This is a genomic window from Polaribacter vadi, from assembly GCF_018861005.1.
In the GTDB taxonomy this organism is placed as follows: Bacteria; Bacteroidota; Bacteroidia; order Flavobacteriales; family Flavobacteriaceae; genus Polaribacter; species Polaribacter vadi_A.
In genome coordinates this window covers 96,573-120,563 of sequence record NZ_JAHKQL010000037.1, presented here as the reverse complement: position 1 = coordinate 120,563, position 23,991 = coordinate 96,573, and the positions used below count along the sequence as shown (strand labels likewise).

The 23,991-nt window shown below is 29.1% G+C and carries 20 protein-coding genes; 12 read left to right on the top strand and 8 right to left on the bottom strand.

Going from position 1 to position 23,991, the window contains the following annotated elements; genetic code table 11:
* Window positions 1–521: 521 nt before the first annotated feature.
* Entirely contained in the window at window positions 522–1,139 is a 618-nt protein-coding gene (locus tag KO506_RS16885) for a DUF6515 family protein (protein WP_215996107.1), read from the bottom strand.
* Between the two features lie 710 nt (window positions 1,140–1,849).
* Window positions 1,850–3,565, bottom strand: coding sequence for a hypothetical protein (locus KO506_RS16880; protein ID WP_215996106.1), 1,716 nt, complete (start codon window positions 3,563–3,565; stop codon window positions 1,850–1,852).
* A 614-nt stretch (window positions 3,566–4,179) separates the two neighbouring features.
* Here KO506_RS16880 and KO506_RS16875 point away from each other — a divergent pair.
* Entirely contained in the window at window positions 4,180–4,821 is a 642-nt protein-coding gene (locus KO506_RS16875) for a DUF6266 family protein (protein WP_215996105.1), read from the top strand.
* A 139-nt stretch (window positions 4,822–4,960) separates the two neighbouring features.
* On the opposite strand, the gene KO506_RS16870 is transcribed toward KO506_RS16875, so the two are convergent.
* On the bottom strand, window positions 4,961–5,245 hold the full coding sequence (locus tag KO506_RS16870) for a helix-turn-helix domain-containing protein (RefSeq protein WP_215996104.1): 285 nt from the start codon (window positions 5,243–5,245) through the stop codon (window positions 4,961–4,963).
* A 373-nt stretch (window positions 5,246–5,618) separates the two neighbouring features.
* On the opposite strand from KO506_RS16870, the gene KO506_RS16865 reads away from it, so the two are divergent.
* From KO506_RS16865 to KO506_RS17180, 9 genes are all read left to right on the top strand, one after another.
* Window positions 5,619–6,434: a hypothetical protein gene (locus KO506_RS16865; RefSeq protein WP_215996103.1), complete on the top strand. Its 816-nt coding sequence runs from the start codon at window positions 5,619–5,621 to the stop codon at window positions 6,432–6,434.
* 176 nt (window positions 6,435–6,610) lie between these two features.
* A complete protein-coding gene (locus tag KO506_RS16860; RefSeq protein ID WP_215996102.1) occupies window positions 6,611–6,856 on the top strand; it encodes a hypothetical protein in 246 nt (81 codons plus the stop codon).
* Between the two features lie 60 nt (window positions 6,857–6,916).
* A complete protein-coding gene (locus tag KO506_RS16855) occupies window positions 6,917–7,327 on the top strand; it encodes a hypothetical protein (protein ID WP_215996101.1) in 411 nt (136 codons plus the stop codon).
* 112 nt (window positions 7,328–7,439) lie between these two features.
* Window positions 7,440–8,558: a hypothetical protein gene (locus KO506_RS16850; RefSeq protein WP_215996100.1), complete on the top strand. Its 1,119-nt coding sequence runs from the start codon at window positions 7,440–7,442 to the stop codon at window positions 8,556–8,558.
* A gap of 226 nt (window positions 8,559–8,784) precedes the next feature.
* Window positions 8,785–9,543, top strand: coding sequence for a helix-turn-helix transcriptional regulator (locus tag KO506_RS16845; RefSeq protein WP_215996099.1), 759 nt, complete (start codon window positions 8,785–8,787; stop codon window positions 9,541–9,543).
* Window positions 9,544–9,816: 273 nt separating this feature from the next.
* Window positions 9,817–11,178 (top strand): DUF4932 domain-containing protein, encoded by a 1,362-nt coding sequence (locus KO506_RS16840; RefSeq protein ID WP_215996098.1) that lies wholly within the window; start codon window positions 9,817–9,819, stop codon window positions 11,176–11,178.
* 165 nt (window positions 11,179–11,343) lie between these two features.
* Complete coding sequence (locus KO506_RS16835) at window positions 11,344–12,348, top strand: hypothetical protein (RefSeq protein WP_215996097.1); 1,005 nt, start codon at window positions 11,344–11,346, stop codon at window positions 12,346–12,348.
* 56 nt (window positions 12,349–12,404) lie between these two features.
* A complete protein-coding gene (locus KO506_RS16830; RefSeq protein ID WP_215996096.1) occupies window positions 12,405–13,397 on the top strand; it encodes a hypothetical protein in 993 nt (330 codons plus the stop codon).
* A 222-nt stretch (window positions 13,398–13,619) separates the two neighbouring features.
* Window positions 13,620–13,751 (top strand): hypothetical protein, encoded by a 132-nt coding sequence (locus tag KO506_RS17180; RefSeq protein WP_289851798.1) that lies wholly within the window; start codon window positions 13,620–13,622, stop codon window positions 13,749–13,751.
* On the opposite strand, the gene KO506_RS16820 is transcribed toward KO506_RS17180, so the two are convergent.
* Complete coding sequence (locus KO506_RS16820; protein ID WP_215996095.1) at window positions 13,748–14,470, bottom strand: sulfite exporter TauE/SafE family protein; 723 nt, start codon at window positions 14,468–14,470, stop codon at window positions 13,748–13,750. The two genes, KO506_RS17180 and KO506_RS16820, sit on opposite strands and share 4 nt — an antisense overlap.
* Window positions 14,471–14,600: 130 nt before the next feature.
* Here KO506_RS16820 and KO506_RS16815 point away from each other — a divergent pair, with 130 nt between their 5' ends.
* Window positions 14,601–15,020 (top strand): Lrp/AsnC family transcriptional regulator, encoded by a 420-nt coding sequence (locus KO506_RS16815; protein ID WP_215996094.1) that lies wholly within the window; start codon window positions 14,601–14,603, stop codon window positions 15,018–15,020.
* 231 nt (window positions 15,021–15,251) lie between these two features.
* Entirely contained in the window at window positions 15,252–16,487 is a 1,236-nt protein-coding gene (locus tag KO506_RS16810; RefSeq protein ID WP_215996093.1) for a DUF1566 domain-containing protein, read from the top strand.
* A 172-nt stretch (window positions 16,488–16,659) separates the two neighbouring features.
* Here KO506_RS16810 and KO506_RS16805 read toward each other — a convergent pair whose 3' ends face one another.
* The 4 genes from KO506_RS16805 to KO506_RS16790 all read right to left on the bottom strand — a co-directional run bounded on the left by KO506_RS16805 (window position 16,660) and on the right by KO506_RS16790 (window position 23,976).
* Complete coding sequence (locus KO506_RS16805) at window positions 16,660–18,555, bottom strand: monovalent cation:proton antiporter-2 (CPA2) family protein (protein WP_215996092.1); 1,896 nt, start codon at window positions 18,553–18,555, stop codon at window positions 16,660–16,662.
* A 3-nt stretch (window positions 18,556–18,558) separates the two neighbouring features.
* Entirely contained in the window at window positions 18,559–19,155 is a 597-nt protein-coding gene (locus KO506_RS16800) for an NAD(P)H-dependent oxidoreductase (protein WP_215996091.1), read from the bottom strand.
* Between the two features lie 263 nt (window positions 19,156–19,418).
* Window positions 19,419–20,834, bottom strand: a complete 1,416-nt coding sequence (locus KO506_RS16795; protein WP_215996090.1) for an efflux transporter outer membrane subunit — start codon at window positions 20,832–20,834, stop codon at window positions 19,419–19,421.
* Window positions 20,835–20,838: 4 nt separating this feature from the next.
* Window positions 20,839–23,976, bottom strand: a complete 3,138-nt coding sequence (locus tag KO506_RS16790; protein ID WP_215996089.1) for an efflux RND transporter permease subunit — start codon at window positions 23,974–23,976, stop codon at window positions 20,839–20,841.
* Window positions 23,977–23,991 lie beyond the last annotated feature (15 nt).

The window sequence follows — 23,991 nt, the reverse complement described above, 5'->3', positions numbered from 1 at the left end:
GAGCACATAAAATTTTACAGATATGTACTCTAACTATTCAATCCCCCAACTGAATTACTATTAGTTCATTTTATAAGCCTACTTTTTAGTAGGCTTTATTTTACCCTTTTTATAATTGGGTGTTTTACTACTTTTTAGATATCCCTTATAATTCTTATTAATACTAAGACCTCAATTTGTATTAATAGTTCTAAAATAGTTTATAAATAAATGTTAAAAAAAGAAAATAGATATATGCCTTGTAAGTGTCTACAAATAGAAGTTTTATATAGACGAACCTTTTTCTATTCCTTATAATATTGATTATCAAATATCTATAATTATTAAATTTAGGAATTTCAAAAAAACAGAACATAAAAACACATGTTTTTGTACTGATTTTTATCATTTCAATCGTAGAATTCACTCAAATGGTAAGCATTTTATCAAAATACATTACAGTTGATCCAAAATAAAAAAGAGCACATATAATTTATATTATATGCACTCCTCAATCACTAACCAATCAACCAAATTGATACTTAATTCATTTCTATAATACCTACTATTTCGTAGGCTCTCATGCCATCTACTTGTACTTTTTCGTAAAGTATATTGGCAAATTCATAATATGTTTGTCCGTCTATTACTACTTTTTCTACTTCATTTGGTAATTCATAAACTATGGTACCTATTTCTGGGTCTACCACTTCATAAACATCATTGCTTTGTATGTAAAAAACACCTTCTGTGTAATAATAGTTTCTGTTGTTAAAACGGATTCTTCTGTGGTTACTAGGTAAAGTATTTATACGAAAGCCTACTTTTGGTGCAATCGCTATATAACGTCCTCTAGAATAGGTATAATATCTATTGTTAGCATAATAATAATCTACACCTCTGTGACTTACTACTCGTTTGTTAGGTACATTTCTTACAGCAACTACTTTTCTCGATGATTTTTTATACGTAACCGTAGATCGAGGTATTCTTTTTGTTGATGTTGTTGTTCTTGTATTGTTATTAGTAGTAACTGTTCTTTTGGTTACTGTAGTTGTTTTTTTAGTATTTGTATCTCTTCTTGATTGTGCATTAGCTTGTGTACTAATTGCCAACACTAATAACGAAGGCAAAATAAACTTTGATATCCTTACTTTCATAATTTTAATTTTTAAATTAAACTTCTTTTCTTATCAATACTAAGACCTTGTTTTGTATTAATAGTTTAAAGATATCTTTTAAATAAAAGTTAAAAAAAGAGAATAGACGTTTGCTATAATTTTATCTACAGATTGGTGTTTTTTATAGAAGTGTTTTTTTGGATTAAAAATTTTAAAGGATGCATCGTTTGCCTATCATGAAACTAAAAGGGGGTTTAGGTTGACCACATAGACAGAGAGGGAACATAGTTTTTAGTGAAAAAATTATTAAAGTTAGATGTTTTTAAAGTTTACTAATCATCAAATTGATCGCATATTTTTGTCATTTCGACTTTATGGAGAAATCTTATTAAAACATAGTTAAATAATAACTAATTCTCGATACTAATTTTTCTCATTACAATCGTAAAATTAACTCGAACTGACAAAGGTTTGGGTTGACCACATAGACACAGAGGGAACATAGTTTTTAAAGTTTGCTAATCATCAAACTGATCGCATATTTTTGTCATTTCGACTTTATGGAGAAATCTTATTAAAACATAGTTAATTCATAACTAGTTCTCGATACTAATTTTTCTCATTACAATCGTAAAATTAACTCGAACTAACAGGGTTTAAGTTGACCACATAAACAAAGAGGGAATATAGTTTTTAGTGATTATTTATTTAATAGCCTTTTTTTTTATGGCCAGAAAAAATTAAAAAAATTACTTGTTAATATTGTAAAGTTTCAATGGAATACCTACTCGTATTCTAGCTACAAAGTTGTCTTTTGCATTTCTGCTATATAAAGCATTATCATATCCTATATCAATTCCAAAAGTTAATCCAGTATCATCATCTGCTTTTGTTTTTCTAAAAATAGGGCCTAAAAAAATTGAATAGTTGTTTTTATAAAAAGTATGCTCTGGCTTATTAATTAAGTACCTATGTACAGCACTTAAATTTACACCAATTGTTTTCTTTTTACCAAAATAATATGCTGAATAAAAATTGAATGCACCAAACTTTAAGTTTTCTTTAATATTATCGAATGCACCTAAAATATCTTCTTGTGCTTCATCATCTATATAATCTTTAATTAAAAACAGATTTGTGGTATTAGCACTATCTATATGAGGTTTACCACTAATCAGGTTACTATTTAAAAAGGAACCAGAATTATATTGTAGACCTCCTTTTAAATAAAATACTCCACATGTTTTATTAAAAGTATAATTATAGTTAAAAGCTACTGTAACCTTTAATTTATTTATATCTGTTTTTGTTGCTTTATATGCATCAAAATCATCTTTAATATCATTGTGTATATTTTCTTTTTTATCTGAAAATCCAAAAGTATTATTATTTAAAGTTGTGTTTAAATCTAGCCAATGAAAAGAATAACCTGTATTTTTTATATGTTTAGCATCATATATTGCTGCCACTTTTTTAATTTCAGTTTCTAGTTTTGTATCTTTTTTTTCTTTTTTAAGTCCAATTTTTTTAGCTATTTTTTGTAATATCCCAGCTTGTTCATTAGTATTTAATTCATTTTTTTCTGACCAAAACTTTTCTAACAAAATTGCGATTACTTTATCATTATTTCTATTTTCAATATCAGAATATGTAGCAAACTCCAGTTTAATATCAACGTTATCTTCCTTTAAACCTTTGTCTTTGTTATTTTTTTGTGTTTGACTTTGTACGGCATTTCTTAATTTTTTATTACCTATTAATTCTTTGTAAAAAGTTTCGTTTTTCTCTAAAACTTTTAGGTAAGCAATTAAAAGGTCTTTTTTGTCTTTATATTCTTTTATTAGCGGATATTTTTTTAATTGGACATACTTACTTCTTATATCTTGATAATTTTTTAAACAATAATTTACTGTAAGATCTTTTAAAATACTGTCTCTTATGTAAATATCTCTAAGTACAAGGTTGTAATCTAATTTTGGTATATTTTCATTTGTAAAAGTTGTTGCATACACTTTCCATATAAATCCTATATTACCACCAACACTACTTCTCCAAACATCTCTCGCATATAAATTAAATATACCACTACTACTAACCGAATTAATACCTGCTTTTAAAAATAATTGGTTTCTACTTTTACCTTTTAAATGAAAATAAGAATTTATAGAAGCTGTTGTTCCTTCTTCATTTTGCGATACACCAAAAGCAGATGCATTATCCACTAAATCTGTATGACTAAAAATTATTTGATTAAAAGCTTTAGTAAGGCGTTGGTTTTGTAAGATAGGTTCTATTATTTGAGACTTTTTTTTAAACTTTTTATCTAAAGACTCACTACTAGTAGTATATTTCCCTAAAACATCTTTTAATTTTGTTTCAAATATCTTTTCTTTTTCATTGGTTGTTTTTTGTGCATTTAAAAGAGCAAACCAAAATAAGCATAGTAAAAGAAATATTTTTTTCATTATAATTAATATTTGTACTAAAATAGAAATAAATACAGCAATAGACATACCTATTGATAGGTAATTTTTAAAAGTTAAAATACTATAAAACTGACATTTACTTCTTAAAAAACAATACTTAGAGTTATACCTTTTTAGGAAGACTATTCTGTTATTGTTACTAATTTACTTTTCATTGTGAAGTACAAAGCAATCTTTTTAATTTAAAGTTAAAGATTATTTCTCTTCATTACCATTTCATTTTCAATAAGTTTAACAACTTTCAAAAACCAACCTATTCCCTCTTCTAGTTTCCTCCCAGTTTGCTTCGGGTTTTCTTCGGAATAGCATGTATTTTAAAAAAATACACTCAAGTTGTACCCGAACAAAACCCGAAGCAAACTCGAACAAAACCCTATATAATTAAGAGAAATGTGCGCCAGAAGTTACTGAGGTGTTGTAGGTAAGCTACTTGTGTTCTGATGTGTTATGGTGTGTTTTGCTGTTTTATTAGCATTCAAAAAAAAGGTACTCCCACTTATTTGTGTTAGTTTGTGCTAATTGCTAACAAGCTTTTGTTTACTAGATGATTAGCCCTTAGTTTTACAGCATATTAACTTAAAACATATATAATTATGGCAACATTTGAAAAAGGGATTCTAGGAGGATTTTCTGGTAAAGTAGGTAGTGTAGTGGGTACGCGTTGGCGAGGTAAAAATGTAATGCGCAGTTTGCCTCAGCGTGGTAAGTATACCCCAACTGACAGACAAGAGCTGCAACGTGCAAAATTTAAAACAGTCATTTCATTCTTGAGTCCGATTACGGCAATTTTAAGTGCATACTTTGGGAGTTCGCAAGGCGATAAATCGCGCGCTAATTTGGCTACTTCTTATCATCTTAAAAATGCAGTGGTAAGCACGGCACAAGGTATGATAATGGATTACGAAAAGGTGTTGATTAGCAAAGGTGATTTAAGAGGTTTGGATGGCGCTAGTGCTACTGCTGCTACTGGGCGAATTGTAAATCTGAACTGGCTTGACAACAGCGGCCAAGGTAAAGCTACTACTACCGATGTTTTAATGGCTGTTGTGTACGCACCAGACTTGGGTTTGTTTTATAGCAATACAGCTATTGCTACTAGAGATGCTACGACTGCTAGTGTTACCTTACCGCAGTTTATGGAAGGGTTTGAGGTAGAACTTTGGGCCTCTTTTTACAAAGACGGCACCAATTACGCTGCTACCAGTACTTATTTAGGCCCGTTAACCGTGGTTTAAATATGTTGAGGTAAAAAGGAGATTGCCTAAAAGTGTATTATCTCCATTACAAGCGCATTATGCTCTAACAATCTATTTGTTTTGGGCTAATGCGCTTTTTTAATGGATGCGCAAGTATTGAGTTATAAAGGTTAACGGTTTATTGATTGTCTTCTAAAGCGTTGTTGTTTAAAGATTGTTGTGCGAGTGGTAGAAAGATTTTGTTGATTAACATTTTAGGAAACATGGGTGCATTACCAATTTTTAAGCTTGGTATCATTCGTTTTTTACGCAATTCGTAAATTTTAGATCGGCTAATTTTTAAATAGTCCATTAAATCTTCTGTAGTTAGCCAATCTTCATTTTTAAGCATGTTGCTGTCAAATTCTATCTCTTTGTGTTCTGATACCAGTTGGTTGCTTTTGTTACTTTTTGTTTTTTTCATAATTTTTGTTTTTAGTTAATGAATTTGTAATGTGAATTGCGCTACAATTTAGTTAAAAATTTATAAACATCATAATTTTAGGGTTTTATATTGATTTTTATACAACAAATTAAGGGTTTTTCCTGATTATTTGTATCAACACCTACCTATGTTTTAAGCAAACCCAACTACTAACCTTTTAGTCAATGGCATCTACCTAACACAAAAGAGTTAAAAAAAATTGGTGGCTATTTAAGAAAATGATATATTTAACAAAAAAAATTGTATAAATAACTTTAACTACTTGTTGGTATAGTTTAACTATATAGATATATAAACTGATAATAGTTCAGTATACAACAACGTTGTAAGTAATTTAAAAAAAAATGCTAAAATGAAAATAAAGTTACTAATTATTATACTTTTCTTTTGCTCTAATAGTTTTGCGCAGGAATATCCAAAAAATACAAGACATATAAAGACAATACAATCTACAGTTTACAATAAAAAAGACACGCTGAACCATAGAGAGTTAGTTACATATTACGACAAAGATTGGAATCCATTGACTAATACTAACACACTCTCATCTGCTCTAGATAAAGGTTCCAAAACTGTAACAATTTTAGATACAGACAAAAAATTTGTCCAAGCAATTATTACCTCAAAAAAGGACACCTTGGACTACATCGTATATCTTTATGATAATGATGGAAACAGGACTAACAATTATCAAATAAGGAAAGGAGATACCATAACTGACCAAAAAAGAATTTTTGACAACAATGGAAATAGCCTAGAATTATACAATAAGAAGAATGGTGAATATTATCTAAGGTTAGAAGCAAAATATAACAATCTAAATAAAGTAACATCGAGAAATTGGTATAACCCATTAAATCAATTAGTAAGAATTGAAAAGTTTGAATATTCAGAAGATGGAAAGACTTCTGAATACTACAAAACAGATAAAAAAGGTATTTTAAAATTACAAAGAAAAACCGTTGAAATAGGATTGAGAAAGTATAAAATAAACCACTACACTGAATCAAAAGGAATAAATTATGGAATAACTCTTGAAAAACAGAAAGGATATTATACAATCGAAGAAAAAGATGAAAATGACAACTTGATTTCCTTAGAAATTTTTAATAAAAGGGGTAAGTTAAAAACATCAGTTTATATCACCTACAGTGAAATTCAACAATAAGATTTCAGAAAAACTACTTACAACACCGTATAATTCCAATTGTGAGCATTTGTGTCCTGCGGACACAGACGCTTATGCGTCGAAGTTAGTTCATTTTATTATCTTTACTACCAAACATCTCACAACTGAAAATTATACAAACACGCCGTAACCAATATTACCAATCATAACACAAAATGAAACTAAAAGGAAAAACTTCTGAAAAACTCATTGGAGAATTGAACTTAATTAAAGCGATAACAGGAGCATTAATTTTTGTTATGCTACTTCTAATCGGAATTTGTATTTATGGATTCTTGACAAAAGAGAATAATACTGTATTTTTCACCTTATTAATAATTCCATTGGCTTTAAGTCCAATTATGTTAATTAACGCTGGAAATATGAAAAAAATAAAAGCGGAATTAGAATCAAGAAAATAAGGTTCAATAATATATTTTAAAACTTTCTTTCACTATATTAGTTACATTCAATATCCATTAATGCTGATTGTAACTTATTTTGTTTTAAGTCCATATATTAATGGAATTAAACAACTTAAGGAAAATCCTGATTTACTTTTTAAAAAACTGAATTTAACGCTTATTTTTATGGGACTTGGTATTAGCTTTTCATCATTACAGGACACATCTAAAACACAAAACAAGTTTTCAAAAAAAAATTGGGAAAATCCTAAGAAAGAAAAAATTATGATTGCTTTTATGAGTTTTATGATTTTATGCTCTCTAATATTTGGTTTAATTGGATATTTTTCTACAGAAGTTGGAGTTTTAAAAGAACTATCTATTGGAATTATTGTTTTGGGACTAGGGATGTTTGGACTTTTAAAGGCTTCAATTGAAATGTTTGAAAATCATAGAAAAGATAAAAATACTGGTTACAACACTGTATAAACTTTATTGCTATTTTTAGCTAACTTGGGAAATTCCTTCGGAATTTCGATGTTCCTATTTTATTTAGTAAATTCATTGCTTAATCAAGTCAATTTTCCTTAAAATTACAACGTTGGCAACCATTAGAATGAAACAATTTCAAATCATAATTCTTCTTTTTTTTAGCTTTTGTGCTTTTGGACAAAAAGTGACATATAATTATGTTGTTGATTCAACAAATGTAGAAACTAAAGAAGTAATGAGGCTTTTTGAAAACTACTTGGCTTCAAATCCTCAAAACAAAGCAAAAAATTCATTTTGGAATATTGAAGAACAAAAAAAATATAAGAACTATGATTTCTTGGAAAGCGAGTTTCAGCCATCGCTTTATATGGGATTTCCAGTTCACATTTTGAGCATAAAATTCAGAAATGACATTTACCAAATTAAAGCTCAGTTTTCGTATTGCAAAGAAGATAAAAGTCCATACGTTTTAGCAATAGCAAACTATTTTGCAAAAAAAGAAAAAGGAACGTTTAAACTATTCAATGCGTTGACTACAAATAAACAAACTTGGAATTGCACTACTGTTGGTGTTGTCGACTTTTACTATCCAACATACCATAAGTTCAACTACCAAAAGGCTGAAAAACTAAATGATTTTATAAATGAAACTTGTAAGAATTTTGAGGTGCAACCAAAACCATTTGATTATTTTCTTGCCGATGATTATGACGAAATCCAAAAACTAAAAGGATTTGATTATTACATAGGAATGGGCGGACAGTCTAAACCAAGTGGCAAAGCAACTGACGACAAAGTTTATTGTGGAGGTTTGGGAGAATACTATCCGCACGAAGTTTTCCATATTCAAATAGACAAACATTTTCCAAACAAGCATTTTTGGGTTTCTGAAGGAGTAGCCACACTATTAGGAGGAAGTCGTGGCAAAAGCTTGGATTGGCATATAAAACGAACAAATATCTATTTGCAGAAACATTCTGAAATAGACCTGAACGATATGCTCAAGTTAACAAACTTGGATAGTGAAACTTCTTATCATTATGTTTTGGGCGGATTAATAGCAAGGAAAATATTAGAAAAAGGTAGTTGGAGTTTAGTCAAAGAATTTATGTTAAGTGGAAAAACTGATGAGGACTACTACAAAGCGATTGAAAAATACTTAGGAATAAATAAGTCTGAATTGAACGACTATATTAGAGAACAATTACAGTTTGAATCTATAAAATAACGGTTGCCAACAAAGTGTAAAAAACATAGAGCAGTTTAGGATTACAGAATGGTCTGTTTTTATTTACAAAGTCGCCAAATATAAAATTTGGCATTTTCAACTAAAAAGATAAAAGCAAAATATTATATTTGGCTTAGTACTAAACCGAAACGTATCGCTTATCACCTGCCCTACCTTTATATTTATATTCATAACATTAACCAAAATTGATTGTCTTAAAAATTAAATGGCTCATAAAAAAGATTTCTTTTCATTTCAAAATTCTGTAACATCAATTTCTAGTAAAGAAAATTTACAGTCTCCGTTTTATCTTGAATCTATACAAGCTTTTGCAAGGTTAAGCAATAATAGTATATACATAATTGATTACAAAGAAAAAGGATTTGAATATGTTTCTGACAACCCTTTATTATTGTGTGGAAATTCTGCTAAGGAAGTTAAAGAAATGGGATATAATTTTTATTTAAAGCATGTGGTAAAAAAAGATCTTGAATTATTATTGAAGGTGAATCAGATAGGCTTTGATTTTTATGAAACAATTCCTTTAGAAGATAGAAAAGACTATTCCATTTCGTACGATTTTCATTTAATAAATCAAGAAGCTAAAAAAACGTTGGTTAATCATAGGTTAACACCTTTATTTCTTACAGATGAAGGTAAAATATGGAAAGCGCTTTGTCTTGTTTCTCTCTCTTCATCAAATGATTCTGGAAATATAAAAATGTATAAAAAAGGAAATCAAAAGTTTTTAGAGTATAATGAAGAAAAAAAACATTGGCATTCTGTAAAAACAATACAATTATCTAAAAGAGAAAAAGAAATTCTTCATTTATCAATTAGAGGTCTTACAATAAATGAAATTGCAGAAGAAATAGTAATATCTAATAACACTGTGAAATTTCATAGAAAAAAATTATTTGAAAAGCTAGATGTATCAAATATAACAGAAGCTATCTCTTATGCAAAAAACAACTTTCTTATCTAATTGCTATCTACCTTATAAAAAAACTACCCTTTAAGGTAGTGAAATAAAAAAATACTACTCTTTAATTTGCAGTTGTTAAAATGATCAACTAATAAATTATTATAGTTAAGCCGTATAGTATTAGTAATATTTTTTGGTTGTAAACCAAAGAGTACAACACAGAGCATCACTGAAATTATTGTTATCGCAGCTCAACACCAAGCTGCTCCTAACTTTAATTCAGAAACTCTTTTTAATTAATATTCATATTCTTTAAAGTAAAATAAAACAATTATGATAAAACAATTTTCATTAATAATCGTACTAATTTCTATGTTCTCTTGTAATTCCAATAAGAAAGAAACTAAACTACCTATTTTAAAGGCAACTTCACATTTGGTTGATATTAAAGATGGCGAAAATTTAAAAAAAGAAACATGGTATTTAACACCACAAGCTAAACCAGATATATATAATACAGATGTTACTTCTTCAAAAAAAGTGACCTTTTACACAGATATAGATTCTATTTCGTTTACAGTTGAGCCTAAAAAAAAGTATGATTTTATTATTTTATTAAACGAAAAAGATACCTGTTGGACTCAAATACAAACAATACCTCATTTTGATTTTGATGCTGAATATATTCAGAAAAACAAAGAAACATACAGTTTTGAAATTCCAGAAGTTCAAGAGTTAGTACATCTTATATTTGCTTTAACACCTACAGGAATAGATGATAAAAATATGGTAAATCATCGTACAGAATACTACAAAGAAATTATAGAGAATTTTTCAAAATATAAAAATGAACCTATTGTTCTTAAACTAGATTCTTGGTTAAAGGAAGGGTATTATTCAACTTTAAAAATGGATGCTTGCGGGTTTTATTTTGATGGAAATAAAATAGAAAAAGATTCAACTTACGAAAGGTTGAGTTGGAATGGTGCAAATAAAATAGAACCATTTATTTCAGAAATAGAAAATTTCTCAAATAAAATAGGTTTTAGAAAATTCTACAAAAAACATAAAGAATACTATACCGATCTCATAGCGAAAAGTGAAAAGCAAATGCCTATTAAAAAGCAATGGGATTGGTTAGAGTCTAAGTTCGATTTTAAATACGATAATTATAGAATTACATTTTCACCTTTAGTTAATGGTAGTCATTCAACGAATCATTTTAAACAAAACAATTTTAAACAATCTGTAATGTTTATTGCTGGTCCAATTGAAAGTACAAAATATAGTGAAGAAAACATTAAAGCATTAATGACAAGAAGTGTATTCACTGAAATAGATCATAATTATGTAAATCCGATATCAGATATATACTTGAATGAGATTAATAATAGTATGAATAACCTTTCTAAATGGACTACAGAAAATGCTTTGAGTAATTATAAAAATTCATATTTGGTGTTCAACGAGTATATGACTTGGTCTGTATTTGCATTATATGCTCTTGAAAATTATGATTCTAAAAATTATGAGTTTATCAAAAATAAGATAGAATTACAAATGACCGAAAGAAGAGGGTTTATAAAGTTTAAAGAATTTAATACAAAAGTGCTTGAATTATATGAAGAAAAATTAGCGAATGAAAAGATTAAAGACTTATACCCCAAAATTCTTTCTTGGTGTAAAGAGCAGTAGAATAATGTTTGCCAAAAATGTATAAAAAACATAGGGCTTTTATGCTAATTCTAAAGTCCTATGTTTATTTACAAAGTGCGGTAAATATAGAAATTAACATTAATTACTAACTGATGCTTAAACTGTAATAAATTACTAGTAAGGCAAAAGCTAATCTAATAAAAAATGAAAACCACAGAAAGAAAATTATTGAAGAAACACATTGTTTTAACCGCTTTTATTACACTATTAATAGTAAGTTGTTCTGATAAAAAAAAGAGTTATAAAACTCAAAACAAAGAACAAAATAAGTGGATTAATTTTGAATGGTCTGGAGATTCTATTGGCAATAGATATTTTGATAAAGCATTTATTACTATTCCTTTTTCAATAGAAGGAATACCTCATAAATTTCAAAGTCAATTTGATTTAGGTGCACCTTCAACAATGGTATATGGAAACGTTATACATCCTTATTTAGAAAAGTATTTAGATGTTGCTAAAAAACTAGACACAATAAACAAAACAAATAGGGTACAAAGTAAAAAAGTAGGAGCTTTTAAAAACATTAACTTTAAATTAGACACTGTTTTATTTAAAAATCAACATTTGGTACATTTTGATAAGTATGGAGCTGTATTAACAAAAGATTCAGTAGAAACAAAAACTATCAAACATATAGGAACAATTGGTGCTAACTTATTTCAGAATAAATATCTAATTATTGATTTTCCAAATCACAGAATAGCAATAAAAGATTCGTTAAATACAAATGATATAGAAAAAACTTCTTTTGTAGATGTAAAATTAGATAAGGGACGAATAAAAGTTCCTGTGACTATAAATGGTAATGTTAAGTATTTTATGTTTGATACTGGTGCAAGCTTATTTCCTTTAAGCGTAACTAAGGAGGATGTAAAATTGATTAGCAATATAAATGTTGCAAATGACACATTAAACATTTCTACCTGGGGAGAATATTACGATGTACACGGCTATAAAATTACTTCAGAAGTTTTTATCGGTGATTATAAAATAGAAACTAAAAATTTGAACGTATATGATTCAAAAAAAGAGTTCAAACAATTTTTTGAAAAAGAAAATGTTTTAGGAATAATGGGAAATGCCTTCTTTTTCAATAAAAAAATAATTATTGATTATAAGAACAATAGGTTTGGAATAGTTAACTAACCTTAACAAACTTTATAAAAAACACTAATAATTTGTAAAATAGTAAACTATAAAAAATGAAAATTAGGGCAATAAAATTCTTGAAAAAACACATTATTTTAACCACTTTTATTGCGTTATTAATAGTGAGTTGTTCTGATAAAAAGAAGAGTTATAAAACTCAAAACAAAGAACAAAATAAGTGGATTAATTTTGAATGGTCTGGATATTCTATTGGGGATAGATATTTTGATAAAGCATATATTATTATTCCTTTTTCAATAGAAGGAATACCTCATAAATTTCAAAGCCAATTTGACTTAGGTGCAAATGAAACAATGGTATATGGAAATGCTATACGTCCTTATTTAAACAAATATCAAAATGTTGCTAAAAAATTAGATACAATAAATGTACTAAATAAAAAGGTAAGAGGTTTCAAAAACATTAACTTCAAATTAGACACTGTATTATTTAAAAATCAACATTTGGTACATTTTGACAGGTATGGAACTGTATTAACGAAAGATTCGGTAGAAACAAAAACCATAAAACATATAGGAACAATTGGTGCTAACTTATTTCAGAATAAATATTTAATTATTGATTTTCCAAATCATAGAATTGCAATAAAAGATTCGTTAAATACAAAGGACATAGAAAAAACTTCTTTTGTAGATGTAAAATTAGATAAGGGACGAATAAAAGTTCCTGTGACTATAAATGGTAATGTTAAATATTTTATGTTTGATACTGGTGCAAGCTTGTTTCCCTTAATCGTAACTAAAGAAGATATAAAATTGCTAAGTAATATAAATGTTGCAAATGATACAATAACCACTTCTACCTGGGGAGAATATTACGATGTTCATGGCTATAAAATTACTTCGGAAATTTTCATTGGTGATTCTAAAATAGAAACTCAAAATTTGAACGTATATGATTCAAAAAAAGAGTTCAAACAATTTTTCGAAAAAGAAAATGTTTTAGGGATAATGGGAAATGCCTTCTTTTTCAATAAAAAAATAATTATTGATTATAAGAACAATAGGTTTGGAATAGTTAACTAATGGTAACAAACTTTATAAAAAAAAAACAAAAAATATTACGAATCAATTTGTAATAAAAAAATAACCATGTTACTTTACAACTTTACTGTTTAACAAAACAAGCATCCAGCATTGTATACAATGCTGGATGTTTACTTTTAAACAACTTATAATTTTATAAAAAATAAACTTTAAGTTTAATTTCAAATAATGCAGACTCATTAATTTTTACATTTGAAAACTATGAAAAACTTAAGAGAACAAACAGACACTAAAATTGCAGCAGGACGAAAAGGAAATCCTGACTTTATGAAAGGCGTTGATGAAATTATAAAAAGAGTAAAAGTTATAACTAAAGAATCAGAAAAAAATTAAGATTTAAAAGCTAACATAATGCCTGAAAATAATAATGCTACTAATACACAATTTTTAATTAGCTGTTCATTTAATTTCGAGTACATTTTTTTTCCTAAAAATATAGATAACAAGAAAAAAGGCATAATGAATAGGGCATAATATAAATGGTTTAATTTTAAAATTCCGCTAATAGCAATTAAAGGAACTCGAATTATAGAAACTAAACCTAGAACACCAAACATAGTTGCACGAAATGTTTTTATATCCTTAGTGGCATTTTTGACTACTATTACAAATAATGGACCACCAGTTGAAAATAACCCAGAGAAAAAACCTCCAAAAATGCCAAGTACATATTCCAAAAAAGAAGATTTTTTAATTTTCCCTTTAGAAAAATAACTATAGATCACATAGAGAATAATAAATATTCCTAGAACCTTTTTTAGAAATATAAGATTTCCAAAACTTAATATTGATATTCCTGCAGCAAGACCAATTATTGAGGTCAGTGCGAGTTTTACAATCACTTTTTTATTAATATTCGTCCATTCTTTTTGAACCAAATAAATACTCGATAAAAAATAAAATATCGAAATATAAGATATTGCTTCAGGTAAAGCAATGCTAATTAACAATATAGGCAATGCAACTAAAGCTCCAGAAAAACCAATAATAGTTTGAATAAAAAAACCTAAAAATATACCTAAACTAATAATTAATAAAACATCTAATTCCATATCTAATTCTTGGTGTTATTATGATATGATAAAATTAAATCTTATACATTTCTACTCAAAATCATTTCAACTGTAAAACAGTTATAAATTAAAATAAAAGAAGTATTTTTATGAATATACAATTGATTCAATGGTAGACAAGATCGATACAGAAATAATTAAAGTTCTAATGAAGAATTCTAGACAATCTTTTGCAGAAATTGGAAGAATTATTAACCTTTCGCCTTCTTCTGTTAGAGAACGTATACAAAAATTGCAGGATATAGGTGTTATAAAAAATTATACTTTAAATATTGATAACCATAAACTTGGTTATGGTTTAGAAGTATTTATAATGCTTAAACTATTTACTGGCAAACTAAATATTTTTATGAAAGACATAAACACATTCCCAGAAATAAAAGAATCCTATCGAATAACTGGCCCATATAATATCCATATGAGAGTAGTTCTAAAGAATCAATTACATTTACAACAGTTTATTGACAAAATGATTAACTATGGAGACCCAACCACACATCTAATTTTATCTGAATTAGAAAAAGTTTAATAAAACTGATTATTAAAATAGAGGAAAAAGGTTGACAATAGAAATCTAATAGAAGTAATTAAATCATCTAAAAAAAATATAGTTATTACTTCAACAACTCTGAAAAAACAGCAGGTAAAACAATATAAAAGTTAGCGGTAATTCTCACCTTTATACTTATAAGAAATAAATTTATTCAAATTTAAACCTATCTTATTTATTTTAGTCAAAGACTAAAAACAACCATAAATTATGAAAATAAATTTCTTATCTCTATTTTTATTATATACCATAATCTTTGGTTGCAGTAAAAATGATGACACCATTATTAATAACGAATCTGATGAGGAAGAAGTGATTACATTACCAATTCCAGATAAACCTTACACAATTGTTGATACAAATGTTTTTGAGTTTTACAATGATGAAGCTATAATAACAGCACCAACTGTAGGTAAGGCTTTTTACGGACAAGATGCAACTTACCATGGTAACCAACCATCGTACACTGAAAATGGTGATGGAACAGTAACCGATAATGTTACAGGATTAATGTGGCAACAAGATATGGGCAATAAAATTTCTTATGATGATGCTTTGGTATTAGTAGAAACCATCAATATAGGTGGATATACAGACTGGAGAATACCTACAATAAAGGAACTTTATTCATTGGCACAATTTACAGGACAATGTTTTGGTGATGATTCTGTAAAAATGTTTATAGATACAGAATACTTTGAACAACCTATAGGAGATGAATCTATTGGCGAAAGAGAAATTGATGGACAGACTTGGTCTAAAACACATTATGTAGGACTTATAATGAATGGAGATGAAGCAATTTTTGGTTATAATTTTGTTGATGGTAGATTAAAAGCCTATCCTAAATACAAACCATCTGATGGTTCTCCAAACACTATGTATTTTAGAATGGTAAGAGGTAACCAAGATTATGGTAAAAACAACTTTACAGATAATGGAGATGGAACAATTACAGATAATGCAACAGGATTAATGTGGCAACAAACTGATAATGGTAATACTTACGATTGGGAAAACGCACTAAACTACACAGAATCCCTTACACAGGGAGGTTACAACGATTGGAGAATGCCTAATGCAAAAGAGTTACAAAGTATTATTGATTATACACGTAGCCCTTCTACCTCTTTTTCTCCAGCAATTGACCCATTGTTTTTTTGTACACCAATTACAGATACAGAGGGTAATTCAGGACAATATGGTTATTATTGGTCAAGTTCACCATTAAAAGATGGCCCAAATCAATATACAGATGCAGTTTACTTCTGTTTTGGAAAATCACAAGGAGTAATGAATGATAATCTTATGGATGTACATGGTGCTGGAGCGCAACGTAATGATCCAAAATCTGGTGATGCTGATGATTACCCAGCCAATTTTGGTCCACAAGGGGATGTTCAATATGTATATAATTTTGTTAGAGCCGTTAGAAATATTGAATAAAATTACTGTGTTAAAAAACAAGTAAAAAGGCAATCATACTTACTACAATACTTCTCTTTTCTTTAAAACTTAATACTAAAAACAAAAAAAACGTATTTATCACCTATTGATTTAAAGTAATTGGTATAACCACTATCTCTACTAAAAAAGTAATGATGCGTTTCTTATACATTTACAAAGTATAAGATTTGGATTTTTTTAAGGTTTGTTTAATCTGTTCACTATCCCAATGATTATCAAAATCGATCACACCCCTTTTAAAATCTTCGTTTAAAAACTCCTCTTGTTGTTTTAATTCTTCTCTAGCCTTAAAAATATAATTTTCGCCTCTATTGGGTTCTTGAGCTAAACGTCTTAAACTGTCTTCATCGTACTTTTTAAAGTTTTGAATTTGTCTATTTAAAGTATATTTTCTAAAACCCATTTTACTCAAAACATCTCTAGCCAATAATAAAGAAGTATCTAAAGATTCCCTATAAATATTGGTATGCCCCAGGTTTAACAACTCATAAGCATCGTATCTATTTTTAGTACGAATCATTAACTCTACGTGTGGGTATTTTTCGAGAACCAGATTACTAATGGATTTAGAAACCTCTATTTTATTGGTAGCACAAATAACAATTTTAGCTTCTGCAATACCCGCAGATTCTAGTAAATCTACTCTTGTAGCATCTCCATAATATACTTCAAACCCCATCTTTCTTAAAAAATCTACACGATTAGAATCATGGTCTAAAATGGTAGCTTCTACTCCATGAGATCTTAAGAAACGTCCAATAGTACTACCAAAATGACCAAAGCCTACTAAAATTATTTTTTGTGATTTTGCGATATGATCCATAGGTCTTTGTACAGATTCTTTTGTACCTATTTTTGGTAAAATAAGACGTTCATTTATCATACTAATAATTGGTGTTAACGACATTGATAAAGCCGTAATTACCAAAAGCATATCCATTTGTTCTTGCTCTAAAATATTTAATCCGAAGGCAAAAGAAAGTAGTACAAAAGCAAACTCCCCTATTTGTGCCAAACCAAAGGTTAGCAATAGGTTTTGATCTAGTTTTAATTTAAACACTTTACCTGTAATAAATAAAACCAGGGCTTTGATAATTATAATGGCAATTAAAACCCCACCAATAGTTAAGGGGTTTTTAGCAATTACAATAAAGTTAATGGACGCACCAACTGCCATAAAAAATAGCCCTAATAATAGATTTTTAAAAGGCTCTAAAGTACTTTCTAATTCGTGTTTAAACTCACTATTAGATAAAACTACACCTCCTAAAAAAGCACCTAAAGCAGGACTAATCCCTACAAACTCCATTAAAAATGAAATACCAAAAACAATTAAAAAAGCGGCTGCAATTAGTACTTCACGCACGCCTGTTTTTGCCACTTTACGCAACATAGGTACAATTAAAAATTTACCTGCAACAATTATAATAACTACGGATAAAATAATAGCCAAGGTTTGGAAACCCATTGGTAAATTCTGAATTAAACTAACAGAATCGCTATGTGATTCTGTAGATGCACCTTGATCTGGATTTGCCAATAATGGGATAAAACCCAACATAAAAATGACAATTATATCTTGAAACAATAAAATAGAAAATGCTGATGTACCAAAAGTGGTATCCATTAAGCCCTTTTCTTTAATGGTTTGCATGGCAATGGCTGTAGAAGATAAAGCAACTGCCATAGCAATAACTAAAGCCACTTTAAACTCAAAACCTAATAATGTAAATAAGATATAAGTAACTAACATTGTACCCCCAACTTGTATGCCACCCATACCTAAAATCGTTTTACGCATGTTCCAGAAGTTTTTAGGCTCTATTTCTAAACCAATTAAAAACAGCATCATTACTACACCAAATTCAGCAAAGTGTAAAATATCATCACCCTCTTCACCAATAAAACCAAAAACATAAGGGCCTATTAAAACTCCTGCTAGTAAATAACCAATTACAGAACTTAAGCCTAGTTTTTTAGCTATGGAAACACATAATATAGCACCTGCTAAAAACATTATGGCTTCAAAAAGTAAACTACCTGTCATAATTTATGTGGTATTAAGTTGTGGAATATCATTTAAAAAAGAGATATTTTCGAAATCATTTAGCGTTAAATTGCTCTGTAATAAATCGATTGCTTCTCCGTATTTAATTTTAGATTGCTCTAAAATATCTTCTGTTAATTTATGTGTACCCATTACTGCAAATGGTGGAAAATAAGACATATTGCACAAATTTGCAGTTTGCTCAAAAGGTCTTAAAAACTGTCTTACTGTAAAGCTATTAGTACCTTCAGAACAATACATAGCTTTTGATGCACCAGTTGTAATGGTATTTAAACAAATTTTACCCTCTAAAGCTTTACCTTTTGGTCCATAAGCCCAGTTGAACTCTAATACCATATCTATCCATTGTTTTAATAAAGGCGGACAACTATACCAATAAAAAGGATGATGCCAAATGATAATATCATGCTGTTGTAACAGTTCTTTTTCTGCTTTTACATCGATATGAAAATCGTGATATTTTTCGTATAAATCGTGTATAGTAACATTCACTTTATCTTTAATATACTCAATTAAAGCTGTGTTTACGGTTGATTTTTCGTACTTAGGATGTGCAAATAGTACAAGTATTTTTTTCATATGATTATTGATCTGCTATATTGTAAATGTAGATTTTAAAATCTTAAACTACTATTATTATCTGATCTTGGAAAATTATAAAATGAAATTAAATAAATTTACATTAAAAGGGGCAAAAATATTTCTTGATAGCTTAGAACATTAACCCAATATACTCTTTGTTCTTTAAAAATCTATATTAAAAAAAGGTTTGAATATTTAAATATTCAAACCTTTTTCGTATCAATCTGAGTGCTCTTAATTACTCAGATTTTATAATGATATTATTTTAAGCCACCACCAAGAGCTTCATACAAATCTACAATAGCTGTTAATTGTTGCAATTTGCTATCAATTACATTTAACTCTGCACTTAAAGCACTTTGTCTTGCCGTTAATAAATCTAAATAATTGGCATACCCATTTTTAAGTAATTCCTCAGAATTGGCTTCTGCAGATCTTAAGGCTTCTACTTCGTTTTTTCTAAACTGAAACTTCTTTACCTCTGCTTCATAAGAAAACAAAGCGTTAGATACTTCGTTACCTGCTGTTAATAAGGTTTTCTTAAAGTTTAACAATGCAGTTTCTTGATTGGCAAGCGCTACTTCTTTTTGTGTTTTTAACTTTCTTTGATTAAAAATAGGTTGTGTAATTCCGCCAATTATGGTTGCAAAAAGTGAGCTTGTATCAAATAAATTATCTACATCTAAACTCTGTAAACCACCTGAAGCAGTTAATGTTAAAGAAGGATAAAAGCTACTATTGGCAACATTGGTTAACTGAAAAGACTGAATTAAGCCAAACTCTGCAGCCATAACATCGGGTCTGTTTCTAAGTAAAGTTGAAGGTACACCCAAAATAATATCTTGCTCTATTTTTTGATTGTTTAAATTACTACGTTTAAAATTTTGAGGTGTTTTACCCAATAAAATACTCAATGTATTTTCTGTTTTAAATATAGCCGTTTTAATATCTACTTGTAAAGCCAAAGCACTGTTGTATTGCGCAATATTTTGGTCTACAGCAACCTGAGTTACTTGTCCTGCTTCTTTTAAAGCTTTAATTGTTGTTACTCCACTTTTACGAGTTTCAATGGTTTCTTGGGTTACTTTTAATTGCGCATCTAAAGCCAATAAATTGTAATACGTATTAGCAATACTAGCTATCAATTGGGTTTTTACAACTTGATGACCTGCAACATTTTGCAAATATGCAGCTTGTGTAGCTTTTACATTGCTTTTTATTTTACCCCAAATATCGGCTTCCCAAGATAAATTGGCAGTAACATCGTAAGTTTCTAAACCACCACTAAACAAGGAACCAAACTGACTGTTTTCTGATAATTCTTGATGTGTAGCATTTGCACCAATGCTTGCGGATGGCAAATAACCAGCCTTACCTTGTTTTGCATAAGCTTCTGCAGCTACCATTTGTTGAATGGCAATACGTACATCCATATTATTTTGTAAACCCTCTGCAATATAGTTTTGCAAATATTGATCTGTAAATAAATTTTGCCAAGAAACATCTGCCAAAGATGTACTATCTGTTGGCAAATTTTCTGTTCTATATAATTTTTCTGTTTCGCTAAGTTCTGGTCTTGTATACTCTTTAGCTGAAAAACAGCTTTGTAGTACAAGTGCCATAATTACTAAAACTGTCCCTTTTTTAAGGTGATTATTTTTTATGATAAGTTTCATCTTTTTAAGCTTCAATTGTTTCTACTTTAGGTGTACCAGAAATTTTTTCTTGTAACCATTGGAATAAAATAAATAAGATAGGAATTACAAAGACTCCTAAAATGGTACCAATAAGCAATCCTCCAACTGCTCCAGTACCAATAGATTTATTTCCTTCTGACCCTACACCTTTTGCCAACACTAATGGCATTAATCCTAAGATAAAGGCAAAAGAGGTCATTAAAATAGGACGTAAACGAGATTTAGCACCATCTATAGCTGCTTCTGTAATACTTTCACCATTTTTTCTTTTTTGCAATGCTATTTCTACAATAAGAATGGCATTTTTAGCCAACAAACCTATTAACATAATTAATGAAATTTGGAAATAGATATTATTTTCTAAACCTAAAAACTTTGTACTTATGTATGCTCCAAAAACTCCAAATGGTAAAGATAATACCACTGCAAAAGGCAGTAAATAACTTTCGTACTGTGCACTTAATAAGAAATAAACAAATAGAATACTTAGTATAAATATAAAAGTTGTTTGATTACCAGCCCCTACCTCTTCACGAGTTAAACCTGAGTACGCAACAGTGTAATTGCTTGGTAGTTTAGCCACTTCTTCTTCGATAACTTTAATAGCATCACCTGTACTAAACCCTTGGTTAGTTGCTCCTGTAATACTTGTAGAATTTAATAAGTTAAAACGAGTTACAGATTGAGGGCCATATACTCTTTTTAAGTTAACAAACTGTGTAATTGGGGTCATTTCTCCAGAATCTGTACGTACATACATACTGTTTAAAGCATCTTTATCTGCTCTGTCTTCTGGTAAAGCTTGTATGTAAACTCTAAATTGTTTTCCAAATTTAGAAAAATCAGATGCATAAATACCACCTATATACCCTTGTAAAGTTGAAAAAATACTGGTTACAGAAACCCCCTTTTCTTTTGCTAAAGGTACATTTACTTCCATTTCATATTGTGGGTAGTTTGTGTTAAAGGCAGACTGAGCATATTTAACTTCTGGATGACTCATTAAAGCTGCTGCAAATTCTTGATTGGCTTTGTCTAAGTCTTTGAACTCTCCTCCAAATTTATCTAATAAATTCACTTCAAATCCTGCAGAATTACCAAACCCTCTAATACTTGGGGGTGAGAAAAAGATGATTTTTGCATCAGGTACTGTAGCAGCAATACCAAATAATTTTCCAGTAATGGCTTGTGCAGAAAGTGCATCAGTTTCTCGCTTGCTCCAATCTTCTAACTTTATAATTCCCATACCATAATTTGCACCAGTACCATTAATCAAACTTCTTCCTTTTATAAAGTTTACACCAACAATGCCCTCCATACCATCAATTTTAGCATAAAGTTTTCTTGCAACTGCATCTGTTCTATCTAAAGAAGCACCTGCTGGTAACTCTATATTTGCAAAAATAATTCCTCTATCTTCATTAGGTACAAAACCTGTTGGTGTGGTTGTAGAAGCCCAATAAATTCCTACACCAGCAATAATTAATAGCAATACAGAAACAAATTTGTTTTTGTAAAGAAACTGTAGTGATTTTCCATATTTATCTACAGTGGCATTAAAACCACGATTAAATAAAGTATAAAAACGTTTTAAAGGACTTTTACCTTTTAACTCTTCATCATTTTTATGCCCTTTAAATAATAAAGCACATAAAGCAGGACTTAATGTTAATGCATTTACTGCAGATATTAAAATGGCAATAATTAAAGTAACCCCAAATTGCTCATAAAACACACCTGTTGGACCTGTTACAAAAGTTACAGGAATAAATACAGCAGCCATTACTAAGGTAATTGAAATAATTGCCCCAGAAATTTCGTTCATTGCAGTTAATGTTGCTTTTTTAGGATTGTGTTCTCCTTCATCCATTTTTGCATGTACAGCTTCTACAACAACAATGGCATCATCTACCACAATACCAATAGCTAATACTAAGGCAAAAAGTGTTAATAAATTAATAGAATACCCAAATACATTTAAGAAAAAGAAGGTACCAATAATAGATACAGGTACTGCAATTGCTGGTATTAATGTAGAACGAAAATCTTGTAAAAAGATAAATACAACTAAAAACACTAATAAAAAGGCTTCTAATAAAGTTGTCATTACCTTATCTATAGAAGCATTTAAAAATAAACTTGTATCATAAGGAACAAAAATGCCTAAACCATCTGGTAAATCTTTTTCTACAACAGATAATGTAGTTTTTATGTTTTCTATAATTTCTTGTGCATTAGATCCTTTGGTTTGAAAAATACCCATGAATACTGCAGGGTGCCCTAAGCTCATAGCATTAGAAGCGTAAGATTGTGCATCTAACTCAATCGTTGCCACATCTTTTAACCGTAAGAATTCTCCATTACCTAAGGCTTTTATTACAATATTACTGTATTGTGCCTCGTTTTTAAAACGACCACTATAAGTTAATGTGTAAGAAAAAGATTCTCCATTATTTTGACCTAATGAACCAGCAGCAGCTTCCAAATTTTGTTCTACTAAAGCTGCAGAAATATCTGAAGGAATTAAATTATATGCAGCTAGTTTTTCTGGCTTTAACCAAATACGCATGGCATAATCTTGTTGAGAAAATACACTTACATCTCCAACACCACTAATACGTTGCATAGCTGGAATAACGTTAATTTTTAAGTAATTTTGAATGAAAGTAGCATCGTAATTTTCGCTTTCAGAATACATAGAAACAAACATTAATGCACTTGTTTCTACTTTTTGTGTAATAACACCTGTTTGTGTTACTTCCGAAGGTAATAATGGTGTGGCTCTAGCTACACGATTTTGAACATTTACAGCTGCAATATCTGCATCCATTTCCTGATCAAAATAAACAGTAATTTCTGCTGTACCTGTATTTGATGCTGTAGAAGTTATGTAAGTCATACCTTCTACACCATTAATTTGCTCTTCTATAGGTATAATTACACTTTCTAATACTGTTTCTGCATTGGCACCTGTATAGTTGGCTGTAACTTTAATAGTTGGCGGAGCAATATCTGGGTATTCCTCTATAGGTAAGCTAGTTATACTAATTACACCTAGTAAAACTATGATAATAGAGATTACTGTTGAAAGAACGGGTCTTTCAATAAATGTTTTTAACATGATGTGATATGTGTT

What these genes read in the sequence shown, in the direction of transcription:
- KO506_RS16885 (WP_215996107.1), bottom strand. Translation starts at nt 1,139, where the DNA reads ATGAAAGTAAGGATATCAAAGTTTATTTTGCCTTCGTTATTAGTGTTG.
- KO506_RS16880 (WP_215996106.1), bottom strand. Translation starts at nt 3,565, where the DNA reads ATGAAAAAAATATTTCTTTTACTATGCTTATTTTGGTTTGCTCTTTTA.
- KO506_RS16875 (WP_215996105.1), top strand. Translation starts at nt 4,180, where the DNA reads ATGGCAACATTTGAAAAAGGGATTCTAGGAGGATTTTCTGGTAAAGTA.
- KO506_RS16870 (WP_215996104.1), bottom strand. Translation starts at nt 5,245, where the DNA reads ATGAAAAAAACAAAAAGTAACAAAAGCAACCAACTGGTATCAGAACAC.
- KO506_RS16865 (WP_215996103.1), top strand. Translation starts at nt 5,619, where the DNA reads ATGAAAATAAAGTTACTAATTATTATACTTTTCTTTTGCTCTAATAGT.
- KO506_RS16860 (WP_215996102.1), top strand. Translation starts at nt 6,611, where the DNA reads ATGAAACTAAAAGGAAAAACTTCTGAAAAACTCATTGGAGAATTGAAC.
- KO506_RS16855 (WP_215996101.1), top strand. Translation starts at nt 6,917, where the DNA reads ATGCTGATTGTAACTTATTTTGTTTTAAGTCCATATATTAATGGAATT.
- KO506_RS16845 (WP_215996099.1), top strand. Translation starts at nt 8,785, where the DNA reads ATGGCTCATAAAAAAGATTTCTTTTCATTTCAAAATTCTGTAACATCA.
- KO506_RS16840 (WP_215996098.1), top strand. Translation starts at nt 9,817, where the DNA reads ATGATAAAACAATTTTCATTAATAATCGTACTAATTTCTATGTTCTCT.
- KO506_RS16835 (WP_215996097.1), top strand. Translation starts at nt 11,344, where the DNA reads ATGAAAACCACAGAAAGAAAATTATTGAAGAAACACATTGTTTTAACC.
- KO506_RS16830 (WP_215996096.1), top strand. Translation starts at nt 12,405, where the DNA reads ATGAAAATTAGGGCAATAAAATTCTTGAAAAAACACATTATTTTAACC.
- KO506_RS17180 (WP_289851798.1), top strand. Translation starts at nt 13,620, where the DNA reads ATGAAAAACTTAAGAGAACAAACAGACACTAAAATTGCAGCAGGACGA.
- KO506_RS16820 (WP_215996095.1), bottom strand. Translation starts at nt 14,470, where the DNA reads ATGGAATTAGATGTTTTATTAATTATTAGTTTAGGTATATTTTTAGGT.
- KO506_RS16815 (WP_215996094.1), top strand. Translation starts at nt 14,601, where the DNA reads ATGGTAGACAAGATCGATACAGAAATAATTAAAGTTCTAATGAAGAAT.
- KO506_RS16810 (WP_215996093.1), top strand. Translation starts at nt 15,252, where the DNA reads ATGAAAATAAATTTCTTATCTCTATTTTTATTATATACCATAATCTTT.
- KO506_RS16805 (WP_215996092.1), bottom strand. Translation starts at nt 18,555, where the DNA reads ATGACAGGTAGTTTACTTTTTGAAGCCATAATGTTTTTAGCAGGTGCT.
- KO506_RS16800 (WP_215996091.1), bottom strand. Translation starts at nt 19,155, where the DNA reads ATGAAAAAAATACTTGTACTATTTGCACATCCTAAGTACGAAAAATCA.
- KO506_RS16795 (WP_215996090.1), bottom strand. Translation starts at nt 20,834, where the DNA reads ATGAAACTTATCATAAAAAATAATCACCTTAAAAAAGGGACAGTTTTA.
- KO506_RS16790 (WP_215996089.1), bottom strand. Translation starts at nt 23,976, where the DNA reads ATGTTAAAAACATTTATTGAAAGACCCGTTCTTTCAACAGTAATCTCT.